General features: G+C 60.2%; 12 protein-coding genes. 1 reads left to right on the top strand and 11 read right to left on the bottom strand.

The genetic code is table 11. The features are described 5' to 3' along the window. Positions 1-3: 3 nt before the first annotated feature. The 7 genes from WMO46_RS02695 to WMO46_RS02665 all read right to left on the bottom strand — a co-directional run bounded on the left by WMO46_RS02695 (position 4) and on the right by WMO46_RS02665 (position 12,933). A complete protein-coding gene (locus tag WMO46_RS02695; RefSeq protein ID WP_129651278.1) occupies positions 4-2,049 on the bottom strand; it encodes a heparinase II/III domain-containing protein in 2,046 nt (681 codons plus the stop codon). A gap of 10 nt (positions 2,050-2,059) precedes the next feature. After that, on the bottom strand, positions 2,060-3,997 hold the full coding sequence (locus tag WMO46_RS02690; protein ID WP_302589052.1) for a DUF4962 domain-containing protein: 1,938 nt from the start codon (positions 3,995-3,997) through the stop codon (positions 2,060-2,062). Positions 3,998-4,071: 74 nt separating this feature from the next. After that, entirely contained in the window at positions 4,072-6,093 is a 2,022-nt protein-coding gene (locus tag WMO46_RS02685) for a hypothetical protein (protein ID WP_302589053.1), read from the bottom strand. A gap of 21 nt (positions 6,094-6,114) precedes the next feature. Further along, on the bottom strand, positions 6,115-6,582 hold the full coding sequence (locus tag WMO46_RS02680; RefSeq protein WP_196016519.1) for a hypothetical protein: 468 nt from the start codon (positions 6,580-6,582) through the stop codon (positions 6,115-6,117). A gap of 27 nt (positions 6,583-6,609) precedes the next feature. Continuing rightward, on the bottom strand, positions 6,610-8,433 hold the full coding sequence (locus WMO46_RS02675; RefSeq protein ID WP_129651285.1) for a RagB/SusD family nutrient uptake outer membrane protein: 1,824 nt from the start codon (positions 8,431-8,433) through the stop codon (positions 6,610-6,612). 5 nt (positions 8,434-8,438) lie between these two features. Then, on the bottom strand, positions 8,439-11,714 hold the full coding sequence (locus WMO46_RS02670; RefSeq protein WP_349093733.1) for a SusC/RagA family TonB-linked outer membrane protein: 3,276 nt from the start codon (positions 11,712-11,714) through the stop codon (positions 8,439-8,441). 13 nt (positions 11,715-11,727) lie between these two features. Continuing rightward, positions 11,728-12,933 carry a glycoside hydrolase family 88 protein gene (locus WMO46_RS02665; protein ID WP_349093732.1) on the bottom strand — a complete coding sequence of 402 codons (1,206 nt, stop codon included), beginning with the start codon at positions 12,931-12,933 and terminating at the stop codon, positions 11,728-11,730. A gap of 232 nt (positions 12,934-13,165) precedes the next feature. On the opposite strand from WMO46_RS02665, the gene WMO46_RS02660 reads away from it, so the two are divergent. Next, complete coding sequence (locus WMO46_RS02660; protein ID WP_276714954.1) at positions 13,166-15,202, top strand: polysaccharide lyase family 8 super-sandwich domain-containing protein; 2,037 nt, start codon at positions 13,166-13,168, stop codon at positions 15,200-15,202. 330 nt (positions 15,203-15,532) lie between these two features. On the opposite strand, the gene WMO46_RS02655 is transcribed toward WMO46_RS02660, so the two are convergent. The 4 genes from WMO46_RS02655 to WMO46_RS02640 form a co-directional block, all read right to left on the bottom strand. Continuing rightward, positions 15,533-17,695, bottom strand: coding sequence for an elongation factor G (locus WMO46_RS02655; RefSeq protein WP_129651291.1), 2,163 nt, complete (start codon positions 17,693-17,695; stop codon positions 15,533-15,535). A 169-nt stretch (positions 17,696-17,864) separates the two neighbouring features. Further along, the gene (locus tag WMO46_RS02650) at positions 17,865-18,533 is read right to left on the bottom strand and encodes an SGNH/GDSL hydrolase family protein (RefSeq protein WP_129651293.1); all 669 of its coding nucleotides are present in this window, start codon (positions 18,531-18,533) and stop codon (positions 17,865-17,867) included. Between the two features lie 6 nt (positions 18,534-18,539). Next, entirely contained in the window at positions 18,540-18,770 is a 231-nt protein-coding gene (locus WMO46_RS02645; RefSeq protein WP_019151716.1) for a hypothetical protein, read from the bottom strand. A 25-nt stretch (positions 18,771-18,795) separates the two neighbouring features. Continuing rightward, positions 18,796-20,187, bottom strand: coding sequence for an aminopeptidase P family protein (locus WMO46_RS02640; RefSeq protein WP_278965260.1), 1,392 nt, complete (start codon positions 20,185-20,187; stop codon positions 18,796-18,798). Positions 20,188-20,299 lie beyond the last annotated feature (112 nt).

Below are 20,299 nucleotides of genomic sequence, written 5' to 3'. Positions count from 1 at the left end.
CCGTCACTTTTTGCCGAGTTCGGTGATTCGGAATTCATAACTGCCCTTCACCGGAGCGTCGGGCGGTGAGGCGAGGTTGATCCGCCGCAGGCTCGGACCCCACACGCTGGAGAACCTCCGGTCGGTGAGTTCCATTACATCGACCGAGGCTTTCAGCGACGCCGGGAAGGTCATCTTCACGACCAGTCCCTCGTCGCAGAGAATCAGCAGTTCCCCGTCGGACAGCGTCCGCCCTTCGTGCGTTCCGCCCGGCAGAACGACCGATCCCTTGACCAAAAAGTGCTCCACGTCCGGCTGTGTCCGTGCGTCGAGTGCGAACGAGTCGGTGATCGTCACCGAGGGTGCGCCCTTCGGGGCGAGACGGTAGGTCCTGACCCACTTCCGGCATCCCGACTCCGGCGGATAGGCGTCTGCCAGGTCGAGCGAGAACATCCCCTTGGAGAGGTTGCACGACGCGTTTTTCGACCGGTACTGCGCGCCGGCGGGCTGGGCGGTTCCGTTGATCATCGGCAGGTTGTGCCAGTCGCATTGCATCGACCAGATCTTGTAGCGGTCGTGGTTGAACGTCTGTTTGGTGTAGGTTCCCACGCCGGCGTCCACGAGCACCGGGATGTCCCGGACATAGACGACGCAGCTTCCCACGTCGTTGTGGTTGTGGCTCTCGTTGTTGTAGCCGCCTTTCGCTCCGAGGAACCATCCCAAAGGATTGCGCATGAAGCACATTTCGGTCTCGGGATACCACGTGGCCGGGGGTACGCTGCGCCGCAGGTTGCGGCGCACTTCTGCCGGCGAAGTTTCGGCCGCAAGGCGGTTCAGCGAATCCGCGGCCTCGCGGATCAGCGGGTTGAACCGCACCGTTTCGAGCGCCCGGTAGGCGTCGTTGCCCGTGATGACGGGGTTTCGGAATTTCCCGCTTGCGGGGTCGGCCAGACAGTAGAGTGCGAAATCGGTCATCTCCCTGCTGCCCACCGCATGGCCATAATTCCAAATCAGTTCGCTGGGGTTGTTCAGCCTGGCCCCGGCGTCGGCGAAGTTGACGACGTAGCCGTTGCCGATGTAGGAGCGGGAGACGAACTCGCCCATTTTCCGGATACGTTCGTTGTCGAATAGCGAGAACGTTCCGTTTGAGGCGTCGTACAGAATCTGGAGGTAGTCGTAAACCTTCCCGGCCGCCGCGCCCCAGTAGGCGGGGCCTTCTTCGCAGGCCCCGTCCTTCTGAATGTAGTTGAGGAACAGGTTCATGGATTGGACCGACTGGGCTACGGCCCGGTCGAGCCGCTCCTGGTCTTTCTCCATCAGCAGGAAGCACAGGATCACGTCCGAATTGCACCACGGCGTCCAGTTGTTGAGCATCGATCCCTTGGACGCCAGTCCCAGCCACCAGTTGGCGCACCATTGTCCGGGATCGAGGTACGGGTCGAGGATGTTTCGCCGGACGGCGTTCTCCGTGGCGACCGAGATGGAGGGGTCGAGTTTGTCGAATTCCCGGTGGAAGAAGTGATAGGCGATGGAGACGATGGAGCCGTAACGTCCCGATGCGAGGTCGATAAGCTGTTCGCGGGCATCGGGAAGCGACCGCTTGCTTCGCTGTCGTCCTTGGTGTGCCGAGAGCACCCACGAAGGCTGCTGCGCGGCCAGCCAGACACCGTTGGCAAGCTGGTCGATGAACCGTCCCTTCCCTTCGGCCAATTCGGCTAGGGTCAGGGCGATCATCGCGCCGCGGTTGGCCCCTTCGGGCCTCTCCATAGCTTGCCGGTCGCCCGTCCGCTCGAAAGCGAGGTAGGCGCTGGCGGGGATGTACTGCCATTGGTAGTCGAGCAGCTGCTCGCCCCGCCGGATGACCTTTTCGGCGTCGGGACCGAAGAGTGCGGCCCAGCCCGCACGGTCTTCGTAGGCGGGGAACGGGAACCATGCTTTCCCCGCTGCGAAGGATTCGGCGACGCCCGGTTTTGAATATTCGGCCTGCAAAATGTTCAGGCCATCGTTGCCGGCGGCGGCCCGGATCAGGGTCACCGCCGACAAGAGGATCGACAGAAGGGTTGCTTTCATCGCTTTCGGTTTATTCGTTAGGGGAGAGGGTCACGGTGAAGGTGTCCGTCTGGCCGGAGGTCACCTTGGACTCGAAACCTGCTTCGTAGTAGCCTGCGTTGCTCGCGTCGTATGATTCGCCGACGGTGGACCAGGTTTTGAGGGTGACCTTCGCGCTGTTCTGACTGGTCACCTTGAGGTAGAGTTTTTTCGACGCGCCCTGCAATACGATCCGGTTGCCCTCGACGGTCGGTATGGCCCGCGTGACCATCGTCCACCGGACATCGGCCGCCTTGTTATACTTGGCCTTGACGATGTCCTTGATCACGAGGTCCGTGTCATTTTCGAGCGTTACGGTCCGCGTGGCGCTTTCGCATTCGGACGAGAGAATGTCCGTCATGTCGATGGTGGCGCCCTTCGAGGCGGAGGTGTTGATGACGCTCGTGATCTCGGCCCGGCCCCCGGCGCGGTGGAGTGCGCCGTTGATGGTGATGGTGCTGTGGTTGTAGTTGTTATAACGGAATACGGCCCAGCGGAAGGCTCCCTGGTCGTAGCTCCCGAAACCGCCGGTGTAACCCGGAAGGTTGATGTTTTCGACCGTGCTGTAGCTTTGGAGACCCAGATCGGCGGACCAGCGCGTGCCCCAGGCGTCGTAGACGAACGACCCCACGTCCATGTGGCCGTGGCTGTAATTCGCCCGCCCGGCTTTGATGCCGAGGAACTTGTCGGTGTCGGTGAAAGTCCAGTCGCCGTGGACCAGCACCACGGGGTTGATGCCCTTGCCGCTCCACACCTTCTCCTCCGGGGGCGCAATGTTGTTCAAGTCGAACTTGCTTGCATAGACGATCGCCATAGGGAAGTATTTGGGCGAGTCGTAGGAGGTGTAGCGGCCGTCGTTGAGCTTCATCAGCTCGCCGTACAGCAGCGACTGGTCGTTGAACTTGTGGGCGAGATACCACAGCGGCGGGAAAGCGATGCTCGAAGGTGCGCAGTCGCAGTAATTGAACGCCATTTTGTTCATACCTTCCATGAAGAGAATCCATTTGCCGGTCTTTTTGAAACCGTCAATGGCCGAAAGACCGTTGTCGGTCCCCGTGCACGACTCCATCGCCGCAAGCATGATGCACTCGAACGCTGTTCCGTACCCCCAGTAGCCGTAGCCTTCGGGATAGTTGCCGTCGGGGTTGTACATCTCGGGCATAACTGAGGCGTTGCTTTCGATCGCCTTGTCGATGATGCTGCGCGCGTCGTCCTGACAGGTTTCGTAGACAGCCAGCGCCGCCACCACCAGCCCGCCGTTGCAGACCTGGTTCCAGTTGGTCGCCGAGGTGTAGAAGTTGAGGTTCCACTTGCCGTTCAGCGCGCAGTAGAACGCGTAGTCCTGAATGGCCTTCTCGGCGCTCTTCTTTGTCGCATCGCCCAGCCGGTCGTAGAGCCAGTCGTAACCGATGCCCACGCCGTGGGCCATCTCGGCCCCGTCGAGGAAGTGGGTCGCGGAGTTCCAGTCCTTGAAGGCGCAGACCGTCTGCATGTCCTTCTCCGCTTTTTCGAGATATTTGTCCTCTCCGGTCAGGCGGTAGGCGTAGGAGCAGGAGATGATCCGGTTCGCTGCTTCGGTCGAAACATCGAGCAGACGTTTCCCTTTAACCTCGTAAACCAGATCTTTGGCCGTGAGCGCCTTGTCGGCATAGGCCATGATGCACTCGTGGAGTTTTTTCAGGTTGGCGTCGGTCCCGGCCGTCAGTTTCGTCTTGATGGCCGTCACGTCGTCCTCGGTCATGATGATCCGCGGGTGGTTGGCCGCCGTGAGTTTCGAATAGTCGCCCGGACCGGACGGCTGTTCTCCTCCTCCTCCGTTCCCGCCGTTTCCGGAGCCGCTTCCGGGTTTGTAGATCATTCTGTCGTCAGCGCATCCGAAGAGAACACATGCCGCCGCGACAAACCAAAGTAGTTTTTTCAATATATTCATGGCTGTAAAGTTTTTTGTTCGCAAGCCGGGAAGTGTCCGGCCCGGCGGCCGGGCACTCCTCCGGATTCAGATTGTCAACGGTTTTCGGTGTCCTGCATGCAGCGTACCGACATGCCGGCCGCACGGCCGCCGCTGTCGTTCCATGTGCCCTGCGACGTGCGGTAATAGAGCTGGTAGACGTTGTGGTCCGAGGCTTCGTAGCCGTGGTAGGACGAATTGGACCAGACGCCCAGAATGTCGTTCTGGTTGTTGTTCGGGTTTCCGCCCGACGAGGCCCATTTCAGGCCGCTGAAGTGCCAGTAAGCCTTGTTCGTGCCGTCGTATTTGTAGATCAGTGATTGCACCGAGCTGTTCTTCTCGAAAGCATCGTCCTTACCGGCGAGCACCTCCTTGTAGATAGTCGGGGAGGCTACCATCCAGCCTTTGGGGCAGGGATCGAAGATCGACTTGGTGCCGTTTGCGGACGATCCGGACTCCGCCGTGTCGTTCGGGTTGCCCCAGAAGTCGTCCTTGCGGTCGGTGCGCTTGCCGGTCCAGTCGCCGAGCCACCAGTCGCCGTTGTGTTTCGAGGCACCGTCGGTCTTGAAGAAGACGCCCGGATTGGTCGCCGAAATCTTGAGGTCCGTCGCGTTGGTCGAGGCGACCGTGTAGGTAATGCTGCCCCAGGAGAAGCTGAACGGGCGGCCCCACTGGAAGTAGGCTCCCACGCCGTGCCAGTTGTTGTAGTCCGGAGCATAGCTGTCACCGATGTAGCGGTCCATGACTACGCCGTTCTTGTATTGGTGTCCCACGATGCCTCCCGGGAGATACCAAACGGTGAAGGCCCAGATGAACTCCTTCTCGGCATTCATGATGCCCACCTTGCCGAACCATCCCAGATAGCTGCCCTTCGTGGTCTTGAGCGACAGTTTGTAGTCGTTTCCGATCTCCACCTCCTCGGCATAGTCGGTCGGGGAGTTGGGGTTGTTCCGCATGCCGTTTATCGCCAGCGTGTAGTTGGTTCCCGCGAGGTTGTTGGCGAAGATGATTTTGGCATACTTCGGTTCTTCGCATCCGTTGAAATAGCCGCGCGCCTTGACATCGACCGTGATCTCCTCGCCGTCGGTGCTCGTGACGAAGGTGTTGGCCTCGCCGTAGGCCCAGCCCTCTGCGAGGTAGCGGGTCTCTTCGGGCTGATACCAGGCGAATTTGTTGTCCGCGAGGCTGACGTTCGCTACGGTGATCGTATTGACGGCATTGGCCTTCAGCTCCTTCACCGCGACTTTGACAGGGATGGTCACGTTTTTCGTCCCGTCGGTCATGGCCACCGAGACGTAGACATCCTTACCGGTCAGATTGACGGGCAGCGTCACGAGCCAAAGCTCCTGGGCCGATGCAAGTTCCTGCGGTTCGTCCACGACGACCGTTGCGTAGTTGCGCGGGGTTTCGGTGCGAATTTCGCCGGTGGACACATTTACCGAGATGTCTCCCGAAATGGCCTCGCCGTCGCACCAGAGGGATGCGCCGTTGAGTTTGTAGCCGGCATATTCCGTGCTCGAAATCACGAGCCGGACGTAGGCCACGGCGTGCCGCAGCGAGAACGACACCGACGGTGATTTGCCCGGGGCCGCGGCGGCGGGGTCAATCACGGTCTTGTCGTAGGCCAGGGTGTACTTCCCCGTATGGGAGGAGTCGCCCGAGCGCACCTGACGTTGCTCCATAGGAACGGATGCGTGAAGAGCGCCGTCGCTGTAGGTCGTGTAGGTGCTGTACGGATAGTAGACGATCAGGTCCATGCTGCTCTCCACGGCGGTTTCGGTTTCGAGGACGAAAATGCCGCTGTTCTTGCCGGCGTCGCTGGCGTTCAGCGTCGCACTGGCGTTTTGGAAAAGGGTTTCGACCGGGGAGATGATGCCAATTCGGTCGCCCGACGACCAGAGGACCGGGTAGGAGTTGCCGTCTTTCACGCCGATTTCGGTCCGGGTCTCGGGGAAGGTCCGGCCGACGAACGTGATCACGTTCCCGCCCTTGCCCGGTTCGGTCTCCAGCGACGGGTCTTCCGTGTTGCAGGACAGAAGAAGCAGGGCTGTTGAGACGCTATAAATTAGCTTTTTCATATCGTTTGCTCGTTTTGGATTTTACTGCGGGTTGTCTTCGAGATTTCCGGCCGAATTGTCGTTGCTGATTCCCTCCGGATCGCCCTCGGCCGTGAAGGTGAGGTAAGCGGAGTGGCAGGCGCGGCCCGTGCGGTCGTAGACGATGACCGCGCAGAAGTAGTCCTGCTCGAAGATCAGGTCGGTGAGCTGCGTCGTGTAGGGCAGTTCGACCGCCATGCCGTTCGCCTCGACGTACTTGATCAGCGGGATTTCCCGCGTGTAGTCGAGTGTGAGGGTGGAGACGCGGACGCCCGTCACGATTTTGGCCCCGTAGAAACTGCCGCTCTCCACCATTGCGGAGATGGTGGCTTTGTTGTCGGCGATCTCGGTGGCTTCGATCTTGACAATCGGCATGTCGCTGTCGTCGTAGGGATCCGAGGAGGAGTCCCCGCAAGACAGGATGAAAAAGCCGGTGAGAAGCGCGGCCGAGAGTATGAGAATCTTTTTCATTTCGATAAATGGATTGAGATTAAACAATCAATAAACCCAGCCCGGGCGGGTGGTGAGCGAAGCGTTCCGCTGGTATTCGCCCTGCGGTACGGACCACGGCCAGATGCAGTCGTCCCAGTACCAGGCGTACTCGACCGTGTTGTCGCCCCACCACGACTGGCCGCCGTGAACGTCCTGTCCCTGGAATTTGGTCTCCTTATAGGTCCCCCAGCGCACTTCGTCGAAGAAGTTCACCGCCTCGACCGGAAATTCCACGCGGCGTTCGTAGCGTACGGCCTCGCGCATGGCGTCGAGGTCGCCGATCGTGATGCCCGGCATGTGGGCGCGGGTGCGCACCTGGTCGATGAGGTTCTTCGCCGGGGTGAACTCTTTCAGCTCGATCAGCGCCTCGGCCCATTGCAGGATAACGTCGGTGTAGCGGATGAGCGGGAAGTCCGTGTAGCAGCGCTGCCGGTCGATCAGTTCACCCTTGAGGAAACGCACGTACTTGCGGTAGCAGTAGTAGGCCGAGGTGCGTTTGTCGAGCCAGAAGTCGCCGCCGCTGGTTCCTTGCAGGTAGAGCGGCCAGCGGAGTTGCTTGCCGATCATGTTCTCGTCGCCGTTGAGTCCCGCTGCAAAACAGTCCACCGGTTCGTAGGGGGTGACGATCGTCTGCTTGAGCCGCGGGTCACGGTTCTCGTAAGCCGCCTTGATGCGGGCCTCGTTGCCATTGTCGAGGTAGTAACGGTCGAAGATGTCCTGTCCGCAGATGCCGATCGCCTGTGTCTTCTGCGACGCCAGCTTCGCGTTGCTTTTCAGCCCGTCGCGGCAGAAGAACACAGCCCGCTGTTTGGGCGTCAGTTGGTCCCAGTTCTCGAGCCCGGTCACCTGGCTCCACTTGAACTCCGTGCCGTCGTCATTCTGGTAGTAATCGACGAAATCCGACGCAGGTTTCACCTCGTCCCAGCCTCCGTAGGTGTCACGGGCGCCAACGGCCTGCTGGATGTTGTCGCAGTAGCCGGACTCTTCGTCGTATTGGATAGCGAAGATCATCTCGCTGTCGCGTTCGTTGTCGGCGGTGAAGAAGTCGATGTATTCGCCCTGCCAAAGGCCGTAGCCGCACTGGCCGACCTTCTCGAAATCGTCGGCGGCGTTCTGCCACTCTTTGAGCCACATGTAGGCCATTCCGCGCAGCGCATAGGCGGCGCCTTTCGACGGACGGCCGAAATTGCTGTCTCCGAGCGTATTGTCGGGGAATGCGGCGTTGTCGATGCAGTATTTCAGGTCGGGCAGCACCACTTCGCGCCACACGTAGTCGGCGCTCTCCTGCGTCCGCGTGCACTGCTCGTTGGAGATGGGCTCGAGGTAGACCGGAACGCCCTGCCAGAATTTGTTCAAGCGGGAGTAGGCCCAGGCCCGGAGGAATCGTGCCTCGCAGAGGTAGCGTTCGTAAGTTTGGGCGTCAAGTCCGGCCTTGTGGAGGTTCGTGATGGCATCGTTGCAGGCGTGCACGATCGTATAGCAGAACTTCCATTCGTGGGCCAGTTGCCAGTCGTTGGCGCGCTTCGCCTGGTTGTAGAGCAGGTAAATCGGATAGTTGTTGGCATAGTAGTCGGTGCAGAACCCAAGAGCCTCGATGCCATACTTGTTGAGACCATCGAGGTTCTCCGAACGGACCTGCGTGCCGTTGCTCTGTTTGCGGTTGTAGAACGTCTCGTAGAGTCCGTTCATGCCCTTCAGGGCGAGTTCGGGCGTGGTCCACATGTTCTCGCTGGCGATCTGATTTTCAGGGGCCGTATTGAGCAGGTCCACGCATGAAGCGGTCGTCAGGGCCGCTGCGGTGGCAAGGATCGTATAATATAGCTTTTTCATAGTCGTTAGAATGTTATCTGTGCTCCGAATGTAACCGAACGCATGAGGGGATAGCCGATGGCGGAGCCTTTCTCCGGGTCGAGGCCCGGGTAGTCGGTGATGGTGAGCAGGTTCTCTCCCGATACGAAGAACCGCAGCTGTTGGACGTAGAACTTCTTCGTGATCCGGGAGGGGAGCGTGTAGCCGATCTGAACGTTCTTCAGCTTCAGGTAGTCGCCCTTGTACTCGTAGAACTCGCTGGCCTGGCGGTTGTCGCCGGGCGTGCCGAAGGTCAGCCGCGGATAGGCTCCCTTGAGGTTGGTCCTCGCGTCTGCGGGATTCTCCGGATCGAAGAAATAGTGGTTGTTGGCCACCCGTTCGCTGATGCCGTGTCCGTTCGTGGTCTGGGTTCCGTTGTAGTAGAGGGCGTTCCAGATGATGTAGTAGTCGAACGCGCCCGACCATGTCATGTTGAAATCGAGCCCTTTCCAGGCGAATCCGAGGTTGACGCCGAGGTTGTACGACGGTGTGCTCGTGCGGCCGTTGAAGTCCATGTCGTTGTCGTCGCCGTAATTGCCGTCGCCGTTCCGATCGGCGTAGATCAGGTCGCCGTACCAGAGCTGGTCCTTGCTGAGGGCCGTCACGCCGTTGAACGTATAGCCCGTTTCGAGCATGGCCTGCACCCATTCGAAATCCTGCTGCGTGCGGATCATGCCGTCCTTCGGTCCGGCGTTGACATCAACGGCGCCGCCCCTGTAACCGCGCCCGTTGCCTTTGTAGAGTCTCCGGAGGTAGTGCTCGCCCAGGGCGTGCCCCTCGCACAGCTTGCCGCTGCCGTAGCCGGCCGTGACATCGGAGAGGTTGTTGGAGTAAACCCCGTCGGTCCACGTCTTGATCAGATCGCCTTTGAACTTGGTGACCCGGTTTTTGTTGTACGAGAAATTCACTCCGGCGTAGTAGCTGAAATCCTTGCCGATGCGGCTTTTCCAGTTCAGCGCCAGCTCGACGCCTTTGTTCACCACGCTGCCCAGGTTCGAGGGCACTCCCGACACCTCACCCATCGTCATGTAGATCGTCGGGGTGTAGAGGATGTCCGTGGTGTTCTTGCGGTAGTAGTCGATCTCCGCTGTGAGCCGGTTGTCGAAGAAGCCCATGTCGAGGCCGATGTCGGTCGTGGCGGTGGTTTCCCACTTGAGGTCGGCGTTGCTCAGCGAGGAGATATAGAGTCCTTTCGAGCCGGCCCCGTCCACCACGACGTTCTGCGTGGCGTAGACCGCCTGCCAGGCATAGTTGCCGATGCCCTGGTTGTTACCGGCCTTGCCCCACGATGCGCGCAGCTTGAGGTTCGAGAGCCAGTCTTCGGTCCCCTCCATGAAACGTTCCTCGTGGATTTTCCATCCGGCCGAGAACGAGGGGAAGATGCCGTAGCGGTTGTTGCTGCCGAAGCGCGAGGAGCCGTCGGCGCGGAGGTTCGCCTCGAACAGGTAGCGGTTTTTGTAGGCGTAGTTGATACGTCCGAAGTAGGAGCGCAGGCCCCAGCCGTTTTTGGCCGTGCTCGACGATCCCGAAAGCGTTTCGTAGGTCCCCAGGTCATTCAGCGTCCAGTCCGTGGCGCCTTGCTTGCTCACGCCCCAGCCCCAGGTCCGATATTCCATGGCCGAATAGCCGAACAACACGCCGAAGTCGTGGTCGCCGATGGTGGCCGTGTAGCGGGCGAGGATTTCCGAGGAGAGGTAGTAGTTCCGCGAGGTGGTGTTCGAAACACTGGCGTTCGAAAGGTCGGAGCTGGAATAGCGCGTGTCGGTGGTGTAATCCCAGTAGCCGTTTTCGCGGCCATAGGAGTGCCGTTCGCCGAAGGTCGGGGAGTAGTTCACCGTGGCCTCGACGCTCACGCCCTTGTATGGGCGGATCGTGGCGTAGACGGAGCCGTTGACGCGGGTAGAGTTGTTATAGCCGCCCGAGCCGTACATCATTCCGAAGATGTTGTTGGCGTTCGAGGACTCTTCGGCGGCCAGAGCGGGGCGGCCCCAGGCGTTGACGGAGCCGGGATAGACGCCCGGGGTGGTCTGGTACAGGGCGTTGAAGGCTCCCGAGATGTTGGCCAGTCCGTATTCCTGGCGCTGTCCGAATAGCCGGACGCCTGCCGTAAACCACCTCGTGACATCCGCTTCGAGGTTGGTGCGGAAATTTACCTTCTGGGTCGAGGAGTCGATGCCGAACCGCCCCATGACGCCCTGATTGTCGAGGTAGCCCAGCGAGAGCAGGTAACGAATCTTCTCCGACCCGCCCGAGATCGAAAGGTTGTGCTCCTGGGAGTAGCCGTTCTCGAAAATCTCGTCGAACCAGTCGGTGTTGGGGTAGAGCGCGAAGTTCGGGACGCCGTTTTCGCCGATTCCGTAGGGATCAGCCGACTTCTCCCGCCAGAGGTCGATGTTCGATTGGGAGAAGATGCGCGAGGTCCCGATGTTGTCGCACGACTCGTTGATAAGCTCCATGTGCCGGGCGTAATCCGGAACGAAGTGCAGGTCGTTGTAGGGCATTTGCAGGATGCCTTTGTAGGAGTAGCTGATCTGGGCTTTCCCTGCCGAGCCGTTTTTCGTGGTGATGAGGATGACGCCGTTGGCGGCGCGCGTTCCGTAGATCGAAGCCGAGGCGGCGTCCTTGAGTACCGAGATCGACGCAATGTCGTTCGGGTTTACGTTGTCCATGCTCCACTCCACGCCGTCCACGAGCACCAGCGGGCCGTTGGCGCCGGAGGTGAACGAGCCGTCGCCGCGGATACGGATCGTCGCATTGTCCGAACCCGGCTGGCCGGAACTTTGCGTGACGTTCATACCGGCCGCCAGACCCGCCAGCGCCGCCGAGGTGCTGATGATGGAGCGGCTCTCGCTGGTCTTTGAGAAGTCGATCGACGCGACGGACCCCGTCAGGTTGACTTTCTTCTGCACGCCGTAGCCTACCACTACGACATCTTCGAGTAGTTGGTTGTCGGTCTCCAGAGAGACATCGACGACGGTGCGGCTTGCTGTGTTTTCCGAACGGGGTCGGTAGCCCATGCAGGAGAATCGGAGAACTGCGTCGGGGCTTTGGACGGTCAGCGTGTACCTGCCTTCGGAATTGGTCGTCGTGGCTTCGCGCTGAGAGGCCATGACGACCGCACCGACGATCGGTGCCCCCTCACTGTCGGTCACCTTTCCCGTAATGGTGCGGGTGCTGCTGCCTCCGGACGACTGGGCGATCGCAGGGATCGCAAAGGCAACGAAAAACACCGAACAAAGTAGTTTGGTCAGTTTTTGTTTCATGATTACAACGGTGTTAGTTGTTATTAGGTTTTGTTTGGGTTGTACGGCTGTATTTCAGCAGGGCTTCCAGGAAATAGTAGTCCGCGTAGGTCAGCGGCACGTCGATTTCGAGGTCGTCCGGACGCGACCCCACGCTGTGCATGAGCAGGAAGTTTCCGTTCTCCCCGGGGCGGGCGAGGTAGGCGTCGGAGGCGAGGGTGCGCAGTTGCTTTTCGGCCATTTTCAGGTATCTGCCCTTTCCCTCGGGCTTGTTGGTCAGCGAACTCAGATCGACGAATGCCGAAGCCATGATCGCCGCGGCCGAAGCGTCGCGCAGGTCATTGGGAATGCGGTCGGAGTCGAAGTCCCAGTAGGGAATACCGTCGTCGGGAAGCCGCTCCAGCAGCATGCCGGCGATGTTCTCGGCCTGATTGAGGTAACATTCATAGCCGCTCAGGCGGAACATCATCGTGTAGCCGTAGAGCGCCCATGCCTGTCCCCGCGCCCAGGCGGATTCGTCGCTGAAGCCCTGTACGGTCTCCTTCCGGCGAACGCGGCCGTCCGCGGGATCGTAATCCACCAGATGATAGCTCGTGAAGTCGGGCCGAAAATGGTTGCAGAGGGTCGTATTGGCGTGCGTCACCGCGACGCTCTTCAGGGTGTCGTCCCCGAAGAGCAAGCCCGCGTTGTAGAGGTGTTCGAGGTTCATCATATTGTCGATGATCACCGGGTATTTCCAATCGCGGCCCTTGCGTACGAAGTCCCAACTGCGGATGACGCCCGTCACGGGCGAGAACCTCCCGGCGAGGACCCGCGCCGAGGTGTGGATGGGTTCGAGGTATTTCTGCTCGTCCGTGATCCGGTAGGCGTTGCCGAAACTGCAATTCATTTGGAATCCCAGGTCGTGGTCCGTGCCCTTTTGTTTGAGAGGATAGAGCTTGAAGGTGTTTTTTTCGGCCAGTTCGCGGAATGTCTTGTCTCCGGTATACTCATATATATACCAGAGCGAGCCGGGATAGAATCCGCTGCACCACCAGCGGATGTTGGAAGGGATGAATTTTCCGTCGGAGTCCACCGATCTCGGAAGCGTTTCGTCGGTCAGCCGGCCTTCGAGCTGTTTGTACTGGGCTGCGGCTACGGCGAAGACGCGGTCGGTCAGTTCCGGCATTGTCTCCCGGGGCGTGCATCCCGCAAGGAGGAGGGTCCACAGCAATGCTGTGCGATAGGTTCGGGTTCTCATGTCAGACAGTAGTTTTTTAGGCGTTTTTTTCGCTATTCAAAATTAGATTTTGTATTTTCCAGGAAAGGATTCGATCCGGTCAAAGATGGACCGAATCCGGTCAAAGTCGTTTTTCCGGGCCGTCAGCGGGGGATATTTGGTTCAAAATAACTTATATTTGTCATGTTGCTCTCCGCGTCGATTTCCAGCCTTCGGAGCAGCGGCGTTTTTACAAATATTCGGAACTATTGCTATGAATGCTTTTCGAACGGTCGTTCTGGCCGCCCTCCTCCTTCCGACGACGCTCCGTACTGTCGCAGCCGGCCCGCTCGACCGCGTGCGTGATTCCTTTGTCCGGGTGTCGGCCCTCTCCTATGCCCCGGACGAGGAGATAACGGATCGGTTCATCCGTTACTCCGACTACGGACGGGCGAACGATGTCCTGCTGCTCCAGCTCTACATGTCGGTCCATCTGCCGGATGCCGAGGTCCGGCGTCTGCTCGGACTTTTCGATGCGGGCGGTTTCTGGCGCGACATCGACTACGCCGACCGGACGCGGGGTCGGTGGCAGCCGTCGCTTCACCTGACGCGGATGTACGCCCTGGCGAAACTCTACGTCGATCCCGCCTCCGCATGGCACGGCGATGAGGAGATCGGACGCGTACTTCATGGAGGGCTTGCATACTGGTATGCGAAGAAGCCGTCGTCGCTGAACTGGTGGCACGGAGAGATCGGGGTTCCCAAGAAACTCGCCGCGATCCTGCTGATGATCCGCGGCGAACTCTCCGCCCGGGAATTGGAACAGGGGCTGCGGATCATCGAACGCGCCCGCTTCGGCAGGACCGGACAGAACAAGGTCTGGCTGGCTGGGAACAACCTGATGCGCGGACTGCTCACGGACGATGAAGGGCTCGTCGCCGAGGCCCGTCGGCAGATCGGCGAAGAGATTGTCATCACCGACGGCGAGGGCATCCAGTCCGACTGGTCGTTCCATCAGCACGGTCCCCAGATTCAGTTCGGGAACTACGGGCTGGCCTATGCCGAGGGGCTTTCGTTCTGGCTCCGGGTTCTGGACGGAACACCCTATCTGTTTTCGGATGAACAGTGCGCTGTCGTCGAGCGTCTCATGCGGGAGGGCATCTGCCGGAGTATCTGGCGGGGCGTGATGGACCCGAGTTTCTGCGGCCGGCAGGTGTTCATCGGCAGCGGTCCGGGAAAGGCTTGCTCGGCCGCAGTCACCGCGATGAATATCGCGTCGCTGCGACGGCCGGGACACCGGGTTTTCAGCCGCTTCGCCGAAGCGATTCTGACGCCGGCCGGCAGTCCGGCCGGGTTGTGCGGCCCCAGCTATTACGACCGCTCGGACTGTGGCATTTACCGCACCGGAAGTTGGTATGCGTCGATCCGCATGCATTCGGAACGCACGGTCGGATTCGAATTCACTAACGGCGAGAATACGTTGGCCAACTTCTCGGCGGACGGGGCGCTGCTGTTCATGCAGCACGGAAGGGAGTACGACGACATCTTCGCCCATTGGGACTGGCGCATGGTTCCCGGAACGACGGCTTATGACGACGGCATGCCTCTGAAGTGTGAAAAAAAGGCCGAATTCCGGAAAAACTGCTCCGGGCACGTAGGCGGAGCGATTTCGGGCGACGTGCTCTGTACGACGATGGAGGTTGAACGCGACGGGCTGCACGCCCTCAAGTCGGCGTTTTTCTTCGGGGATCTCGTCGTGGCGCTGGGTGCGGACATTCGTTCGTCCGATCCTCGGATGTTCCGTGTCACGACGGCTTTGGACCAGACGCATCTTGCGGGCCCGGTGGTTTCGGGAGATCGTTCTTCCGGCCTTCCGTGGGTCCATCACGACGGCCGGGGATATGTGTCGCTGGACGGTGCTCCTATCCGGGTCAGTACGGAGGTGCAGGAGGGAAAGTGGGATTTGATCGACCCGTTCTACAAAGACAAGACCCAGCGTGGCGCGGTTTTCAAATGTTGGTTCGAACATGATCCGGCCCGGACGGGCGGTTATGCCTATGCCGTCCTGCCGTGCCGGGATGCCAGGCACACCGGACGTTTTGCATCGGGACCTTCCGTGCGCCTTATCCGGAACGATGCCCGATGTCAGGCCGTCGAATATGGGAAGACTCTCTGCGCCGTAGTCCATCGGGCCGGAGAATACCGGCTCGGTGGCCGGACGCTTGCGGCAACGGAACCGGCGATATACATTGTACGCCGCGGTCGGACGGAGGTGCATCGGCTTCCGCCCGTGAGCAATCGGGCGGAATGAACATTGCGATGCTTGCGATGTTGTTTGACAGGCCGGAAAGCAGATTTGTGCGGCAAACGAATAAAATTACGTTTAACTGAAAACAAACCGTTACCTTCTCGTTACCTGTTCTTCTATTATATAAAAATGTAACGACTTGATAATTCAAGTCGTTACATCCTTTTAATCCCCGCACCCTTGCGGGATCGCTGCATGGGAGGTTGCGCCGAACCGGCTGAAAAGCGGAATGGCCTGTCGCCACCGCCTGAATCCTGCCTTTTACGGCGGTCGAAGCGGAGAGGGGGCTCCGATCTGCAAATGTTCCGGTCGCCCCCCCCCTAAACCGGCGTCTTACGCCGGATCTTCGTCGGTGTCGGTGTAGGCTTTGAGCAGCTTCTCCTGCACGTCGGCCGGAACCTGCTCGTAGCTGGCGAACTTCATCGTGTAGGTCGCCGATCCCGATGTCAGCGACGACAGCGTCGTCGAGTAGCGGTAGAGTTCGGCCAGCGGAACCAGCGCGTTCAGACGGTCGAAGCCCTTGTCGGACTCCATGCCGGCGATCATCGCGCGGCGGTTCTGTAAATCCGACATCACGGCGCCCATGTACTCGCTCGGCACCAGCACCTCGACGTTGTAGATCGGCTCCATGATCTTGGGTCCCGCATTGCGGAACGCCTCCTTGAAGGCGTTGCGGGCCGCCAGCTTGAACGATATTTCGTTCGAATCCACCGGGTGCATCTTGCCGTCGTAGATCACCACGCGGATGTCGCGGGCGTACGATCCCGTCAGCGGGCCTTCGTCCATCTTCTCCATGATGCCCTTCAGGATGGCAGGCATGAAGCGCGCGTCGATGGCGCCGCCCACGATCGCCGAGTAGAATTGCAGCTTGCCGCCCCATTGCAGGTCGTATTCCTCTTTGGTCTTGGTGTTGACGACCATTTCGCCCTTGCCGGGAATCTTGTAGTTCTTCGGTTCGCCGATCCCTTCGTAGTAGGGTTCGATGATCATGTGCACCTCGCCGAACTGGCCTGCGCCGCCCGACTGCTTCTTGTGGCGGTAGTCTGCCTGGGCCACCTTGGTGATGGTCTCGCGGTAGGGAATCTTCGGCGCGATGTATTCGTAGGAGAGTTTGTTCTCCTTCTCGATGCGCGAACGGAGGATGTTCAGATGGTGTTCACCCTGTCCTTGGATGATGGTCTGTTTCAACTCCTTGGAGTATTCCACCAGAATCGTCGGGTCTTCGAACCGGGCGTCGTTCAGCAGCTTGCCCAGCTTCTCCTCATCGGCCTGGTCCTTGCACTTGATGGCGGCGCGGTAGCGCGGTTCGGGGAAGACGATCGGTTCGATCGTCACCGGAGCTGCCGGAGCCGACAGCGTGTCGTTCGTGCGCGTGCCTTTCAGCTTCACCGTGCAGCCGATGTCGCCGGCCGAGAGTTCCGTGACCTTCACGCGGTTTTTGCCTGCCACGGCGAATAGCTGCGAGAGTTTCTCCTTGTTGCCCGTGCGGGTGTTCATCAGCTCGGTGCCCTCGGTGATCTTGCCACGGATCACGCGGAAATAGGAGATTTCGCCGATATGTTGCTCGACCTGACTCTTGAAGACGAACGCCACGGCGGGAGCCGCCTCGTCGGCCGCGATCTCCGCGCCGTCGGTCGCCAGGAATGCCGGGGCCTTCAGCGGGCCGGGGGCTACGTTGATGATGAACTCCATCAGACGCTTCGTGCCGATGTCGCGCTTGCCGCTGGTGCAGAAGATGGGCATGACTTCACGGTTGGCGAGGCCGATTTTCAGACCCGAGCGGATGTCGTCCTGCGTGAGCGTGCCCTTGTCGAAGTAGAGTTCCATCAGCGCCTCGTCGTGTTCGGCGGCCATTTCCACCAGCTCCTTGTTCAGCTCCTGAGCCTTTTCCAGCTCCTCGGCGGGGATTTCCAGCTCTTCGCGGTGGCCGTCGTTGTCCTTGAAGCGGAACATCTTCATCAGCAGCACGTCGATGAAGGCGTTGAATCCGGGGCCCTGGTTGACGGGATACTGCACGATGACGGGTTTCACGCGCGACGCGGCCCGGATCGACTCCACGGTGGCTTCGAAATTGGCCTTGTCGGCATCGAGCTGGTTGATTACGCCGATTACGGGTTTTTTCAGCAGACGCGCATAACGGGCCTGTATTTCGCTGCCTACCTCCCAGCCGTTCTGGGCGTTGAACAGGAAGACGCCCACGTCGCCGACCTTGAACGCCGAGAAGAGGCTTCCGCAGAAATCGTCCGACCCCGGGCAGTCGATGATGTTCAGCTTGCGGTCCATGAATTCGGTGAAGAGGATCGTCGAATAGATCGAGCGTTTGTATTCGTGCTCGATGTCCGTGTTGTCCGAGAGCGTGTTGTTCGTCTCGATGCTGCCTCTGCGGTCGATGACCTTGCCCTCGAAGGCCATCGCTTCGGCAAGGGTGGTTTTTCCCGTGCCGGGCGCGCCGATGAGTACGATGTTTTTGATCTCTTTGGCTGAATAGTTTTTCATATTCCCGTATGGTTTTAAGGTATGCGTAATAAGGTTCTCGTTTGCCGTGCCGTTCGCGCTCCCGTGGCGGCGACTATAAATATACGAAATATTCGGGAAAAACAACCCCCGAAATGAAAAAATCGCCCCCGGGAGGCGATTTTTCAGTCTGTCGGGAATATGTCCGCCGTCAGGGCAGGTACTCCGCCAGCACGGGCCGTACGACACGCTCCATAACGTCGTATCCTTCGGGCGTGGGGTGCACGCCGTCCTTGGTGTATTCGCTGCGCATCGAGCCGTCGCCGGCGTCCATTGCGCTGTAATAGTCCACCCACGTCAATCCCCGCTCCGCGGCGTACTGTTGCAACCGGGCGTTCAGGGCGGCGATCTTTTCGGGCACCGATTCGATCTCGGGGCGCCACGGATATTTCGCGGCCGGCAGCACCGAGCAGAGGATCGGGCGTATACCCGCGGCGAGGGCCAGCTCGGCCATCGAGACGATGTTTTCGACGATGTGTCCGCATTCGATCGGGCCGTTGTTTCCGGCGATGTCGTTCGTTCCGGCGAGGATCACCACAGCTTTCGGACGGAGGTCGATCACGTCGGCGCGGAAGCGGCAGAGCATCTGGGACGTGACCTGGCCGCCGATTCCGCGGCAGGCGAAATTGTTGTCGGTGAAAAACTCCGGGTGGGCGTTGTCCCATCCGTCGGTGATCGAATTGCCCATGAACACCACGGCGGGGGCCGTCGTCAGGGCGGCGTTGGCCGCGGCGTAGCGGCCGTAATTGGCCCAGTCGCGCTGCTGGCCCGCGGCGAGCAGGGGCAGGGCGAGGGCCAGCAGGATCGCTGTCTTTCTCATCGGATTCTACTTTTGCGCTTGGGTGATGTTACGGGCGTTGCGTTCGTCGTCTTTCTTGCTGCGTTTTCCGCCGAAGCGGCCCAGGAGCCATCCGGCGCAGAAGACGATGAGGTAAATGGCGATCTTCACGAACAGGTTTTCGAGCCCGTTGACGATGTTTTTCGAGAAGATGGCGATCAGGAGCACGGCGATCAGCGCCAGCGCTCCGTAGATGATCCATTTTGCTTTGGTTGTCATGGCGGTTTTCTGTTTAGTCGGTCTGTTATCGTCCTACAATGCTTTCCACCTCTTCGGCCGTGACGGGTATCTTGCGGTCGCCGAGGATGCGGCTGCCGGTCTCCGTCACGAGAATGTCGTCCTCGATGCGGATGCCTCCGAAGTCGCGGTAGGCGTCGAGTGCGTCGTAATCGACGATGCCTTTGTACAGCCCTTCGGCGCGGCATTTGTCGATCAGCGCCGGGATGAAATAGAGTCCCGGTTCGTCGGTCATCACCGTTCCCGGTTCGATGCGCCACGCCGCGCGGTAGATGCACGTGCCCGACGCGGCGGCGCGTTCGGCGATCGACGCGAAGTCGAACGACCGTTCGCCCATCGCCTCGCAGTCGTGCACGTCCATGCCCAGTCCGTGCCCGAGTCCGTGGGGCATGAGCATCGTCATCGCCCCGGCGGCCACGGCATCGGCGGCCGAGCCCTTCAGCAGCCCCAGCCCCACGAGCCCTTCGGCCAGGGTCATGTAGGCGGCGCGGTGTATCTCGGTGTACATCATGTGGGGTTTGACGATGTTGGCCACGTGGTCGTGCGCGGCCAGCACGATATCGTATATTTCGCGCTGCTGCTGCGTGAAGCGGCCGCTCACGGGGTAGGTGCGGGTGTGGTCCGAGCAGTATCCCTCGACGCTCTCGCCTCCGGCGTCGCACAGCAGCAGACGACCCTCCTCCAGCACGCCGTCGGCGTTGAGGTTGTGCAGCGTCTCGCCGTGCTGCGACACGATCGAGGGGAACGACACGCCCTGTCCCATCGACTTGGCGATGCCCTCGATGGCCCCCGCGATCTGGCGTTCGACGACTCCCGGACGGCACATCTTCATCGCCGTCGTGTGCATCTCATAGCCGATTTCGAAGGCGCGTTCCATCTCCTCGACCTCTTCGGCGCTCTTCTTTTCGCGCATCTCCGCCACGGCGAACATCAGGTCCACCGACTTGTAGTCGTGCAGCAGCGCGGGCCGGATGCCCAGCAGCTCCGACAGCTGGAGTTTGGTCTCCCCGCGGTAGGGCGGGAGGTAGTGGACCCTGCGTCCCAGGGCGACGGCCTTGCGAAGGCGTTTTTCCAGCTCGGCCATCGGGAAGGTCGCCGTGATGCCGACCCCGGCGCCCATCTCGCGCAGCGTGGGCTGCGGACCGGTCCAGATGATGTCCTCGACGGTGAAGTCGTCGCCGTAGAGCGCCTCCTCGCCCGTGTCGGCGTCGATCACCCCGACCACCGACGGGACGTTCAGTCCGAAGTAGTAGCGGAACGACGAGTCCTGCCGGAAATAGTAGGCGTTGTTGGGGTAGTTGTTGGGCGACAGGGGGTTGCCCGGGAAGAGGATGATGCCGCTTCCAATTTTGGTGCGCAGCTCGTGACGGCGCGCGGTATAGGTCTTTGCTGAAAACATAGGCGTTAGAATAAAAAAGGGCGTTACGATATTAAAGGTGCAAAAAGACGATCGGGGCCAAAAACGGATTGCATTCGGTTTTCGGATAACCGACCGACTCCTGACAGGGGCG

This window comes from Alistipes intestinihominis, from assembly GCF_040095975.1.
Lineage (GTDB): Bacteria > Bacteroidota > Bacteroidia > Bacteroidales > Rikenellaceae > Alistipes > Alistipes senegalensis.
Note: the sequence above shows the minus strand (reverse complement) of the source record. Positions and strands in the feature narration are given on the sequence as shown.

What these genes read in the sequence shown, in the direction of transcription:
- WMO46_RS02680 (WP_196016519.1), bottom strand. Translation starts at nt 6,582, where the DNA reads ATGAAAAAGATTCTCATACTCTCGGCCGCGCTTCTCACCGGCTTTTTC.
- WMO46_RS02640 (WP_278965260.1), bottom strand. Translation starts at nt 20,187, where the DNA reads ATGTTTTCAGCAAAGACCTATACCGCGCGCCGTCACGAGCTGCGCACC.
- WMO46_RS02690 (WP_302589052.1), bottom strand. Translation starts at nt 3,997, where the DNA reads ATGAATATATTGAAAAAACTACTTTGGTTTGTCGCGGCGGCATGTGTT.
- WMO46_RS02660 (WP_276714954.1), top strand. Translation starts at nt 13,166, where the DNA reads ATGAATGCTTTTCGAACGGTCGTTCTGGCCGCCCTCCTCCTTCCGACG.
- WMO46_RS02670 (WP_349093733.1), bottom strand. Translation starts at nt 11,714, where the DNA reads ATGAAACAAAAACTGACCAAACTACTTTGTTCGGTGTTTTTCGTTGCC.
- WMO46_RS02645 (WP_019151716.1), bottom strand. Translation starts at nt 18,770, where the DNA reads ATGACAACCAAAGCAAAATGGATCATCTACGGAGCGCTGGCGCTGATC.
- WMO46_RS02675 (WP_129651285.1), bottom strand. Translation starts at nt 8,433, where the DNA reads ATGAAAAAGCTATATTATACGATCCTTGCCACCGCAGCGGCCCTGACG.
- WMO46_RS02665 (WP_349093732.1), bottom strand. Translation starts at nt 12,933, where the DNA reads ATGAGAACCCGAACCTATCGCACAGCATTGCTGTGGACCCTCCTCCTT.
- WMO46_RS02695 (WP_129651278.1), bottom strand. Translation starts at nt 2,049, where the DNA reads ATGAAAGCAACCCTTCTGTCGATCCTCTTGTCGGCGGTGACCCTGATC.
- WMO46_RS02685 (WP_302589053.1), bottom strand. Translation starts at nt 6,093, where the DNA reads ATGAAAAAGCTAATTTATAGCGTCTCAACAGCCCTGCTTCTTCTGTCC.
- WMO46_RS02650 (WP_129651293.1), bottom strand. Translation starts at nt 18,533, where the DNA reads ATGAGAAAGACAGCGATCCTGCTGGCCCTCGCCCTGCCCCTGCTCGCC.
- WMO46_RS02655 (WP_129651291.1), bottom strand. Translation starts at nt 17,695, where the DNA reads ATGAAAAACTATTCAGCCAAAGAGATCAAAAACATCGTACTCATCGGC.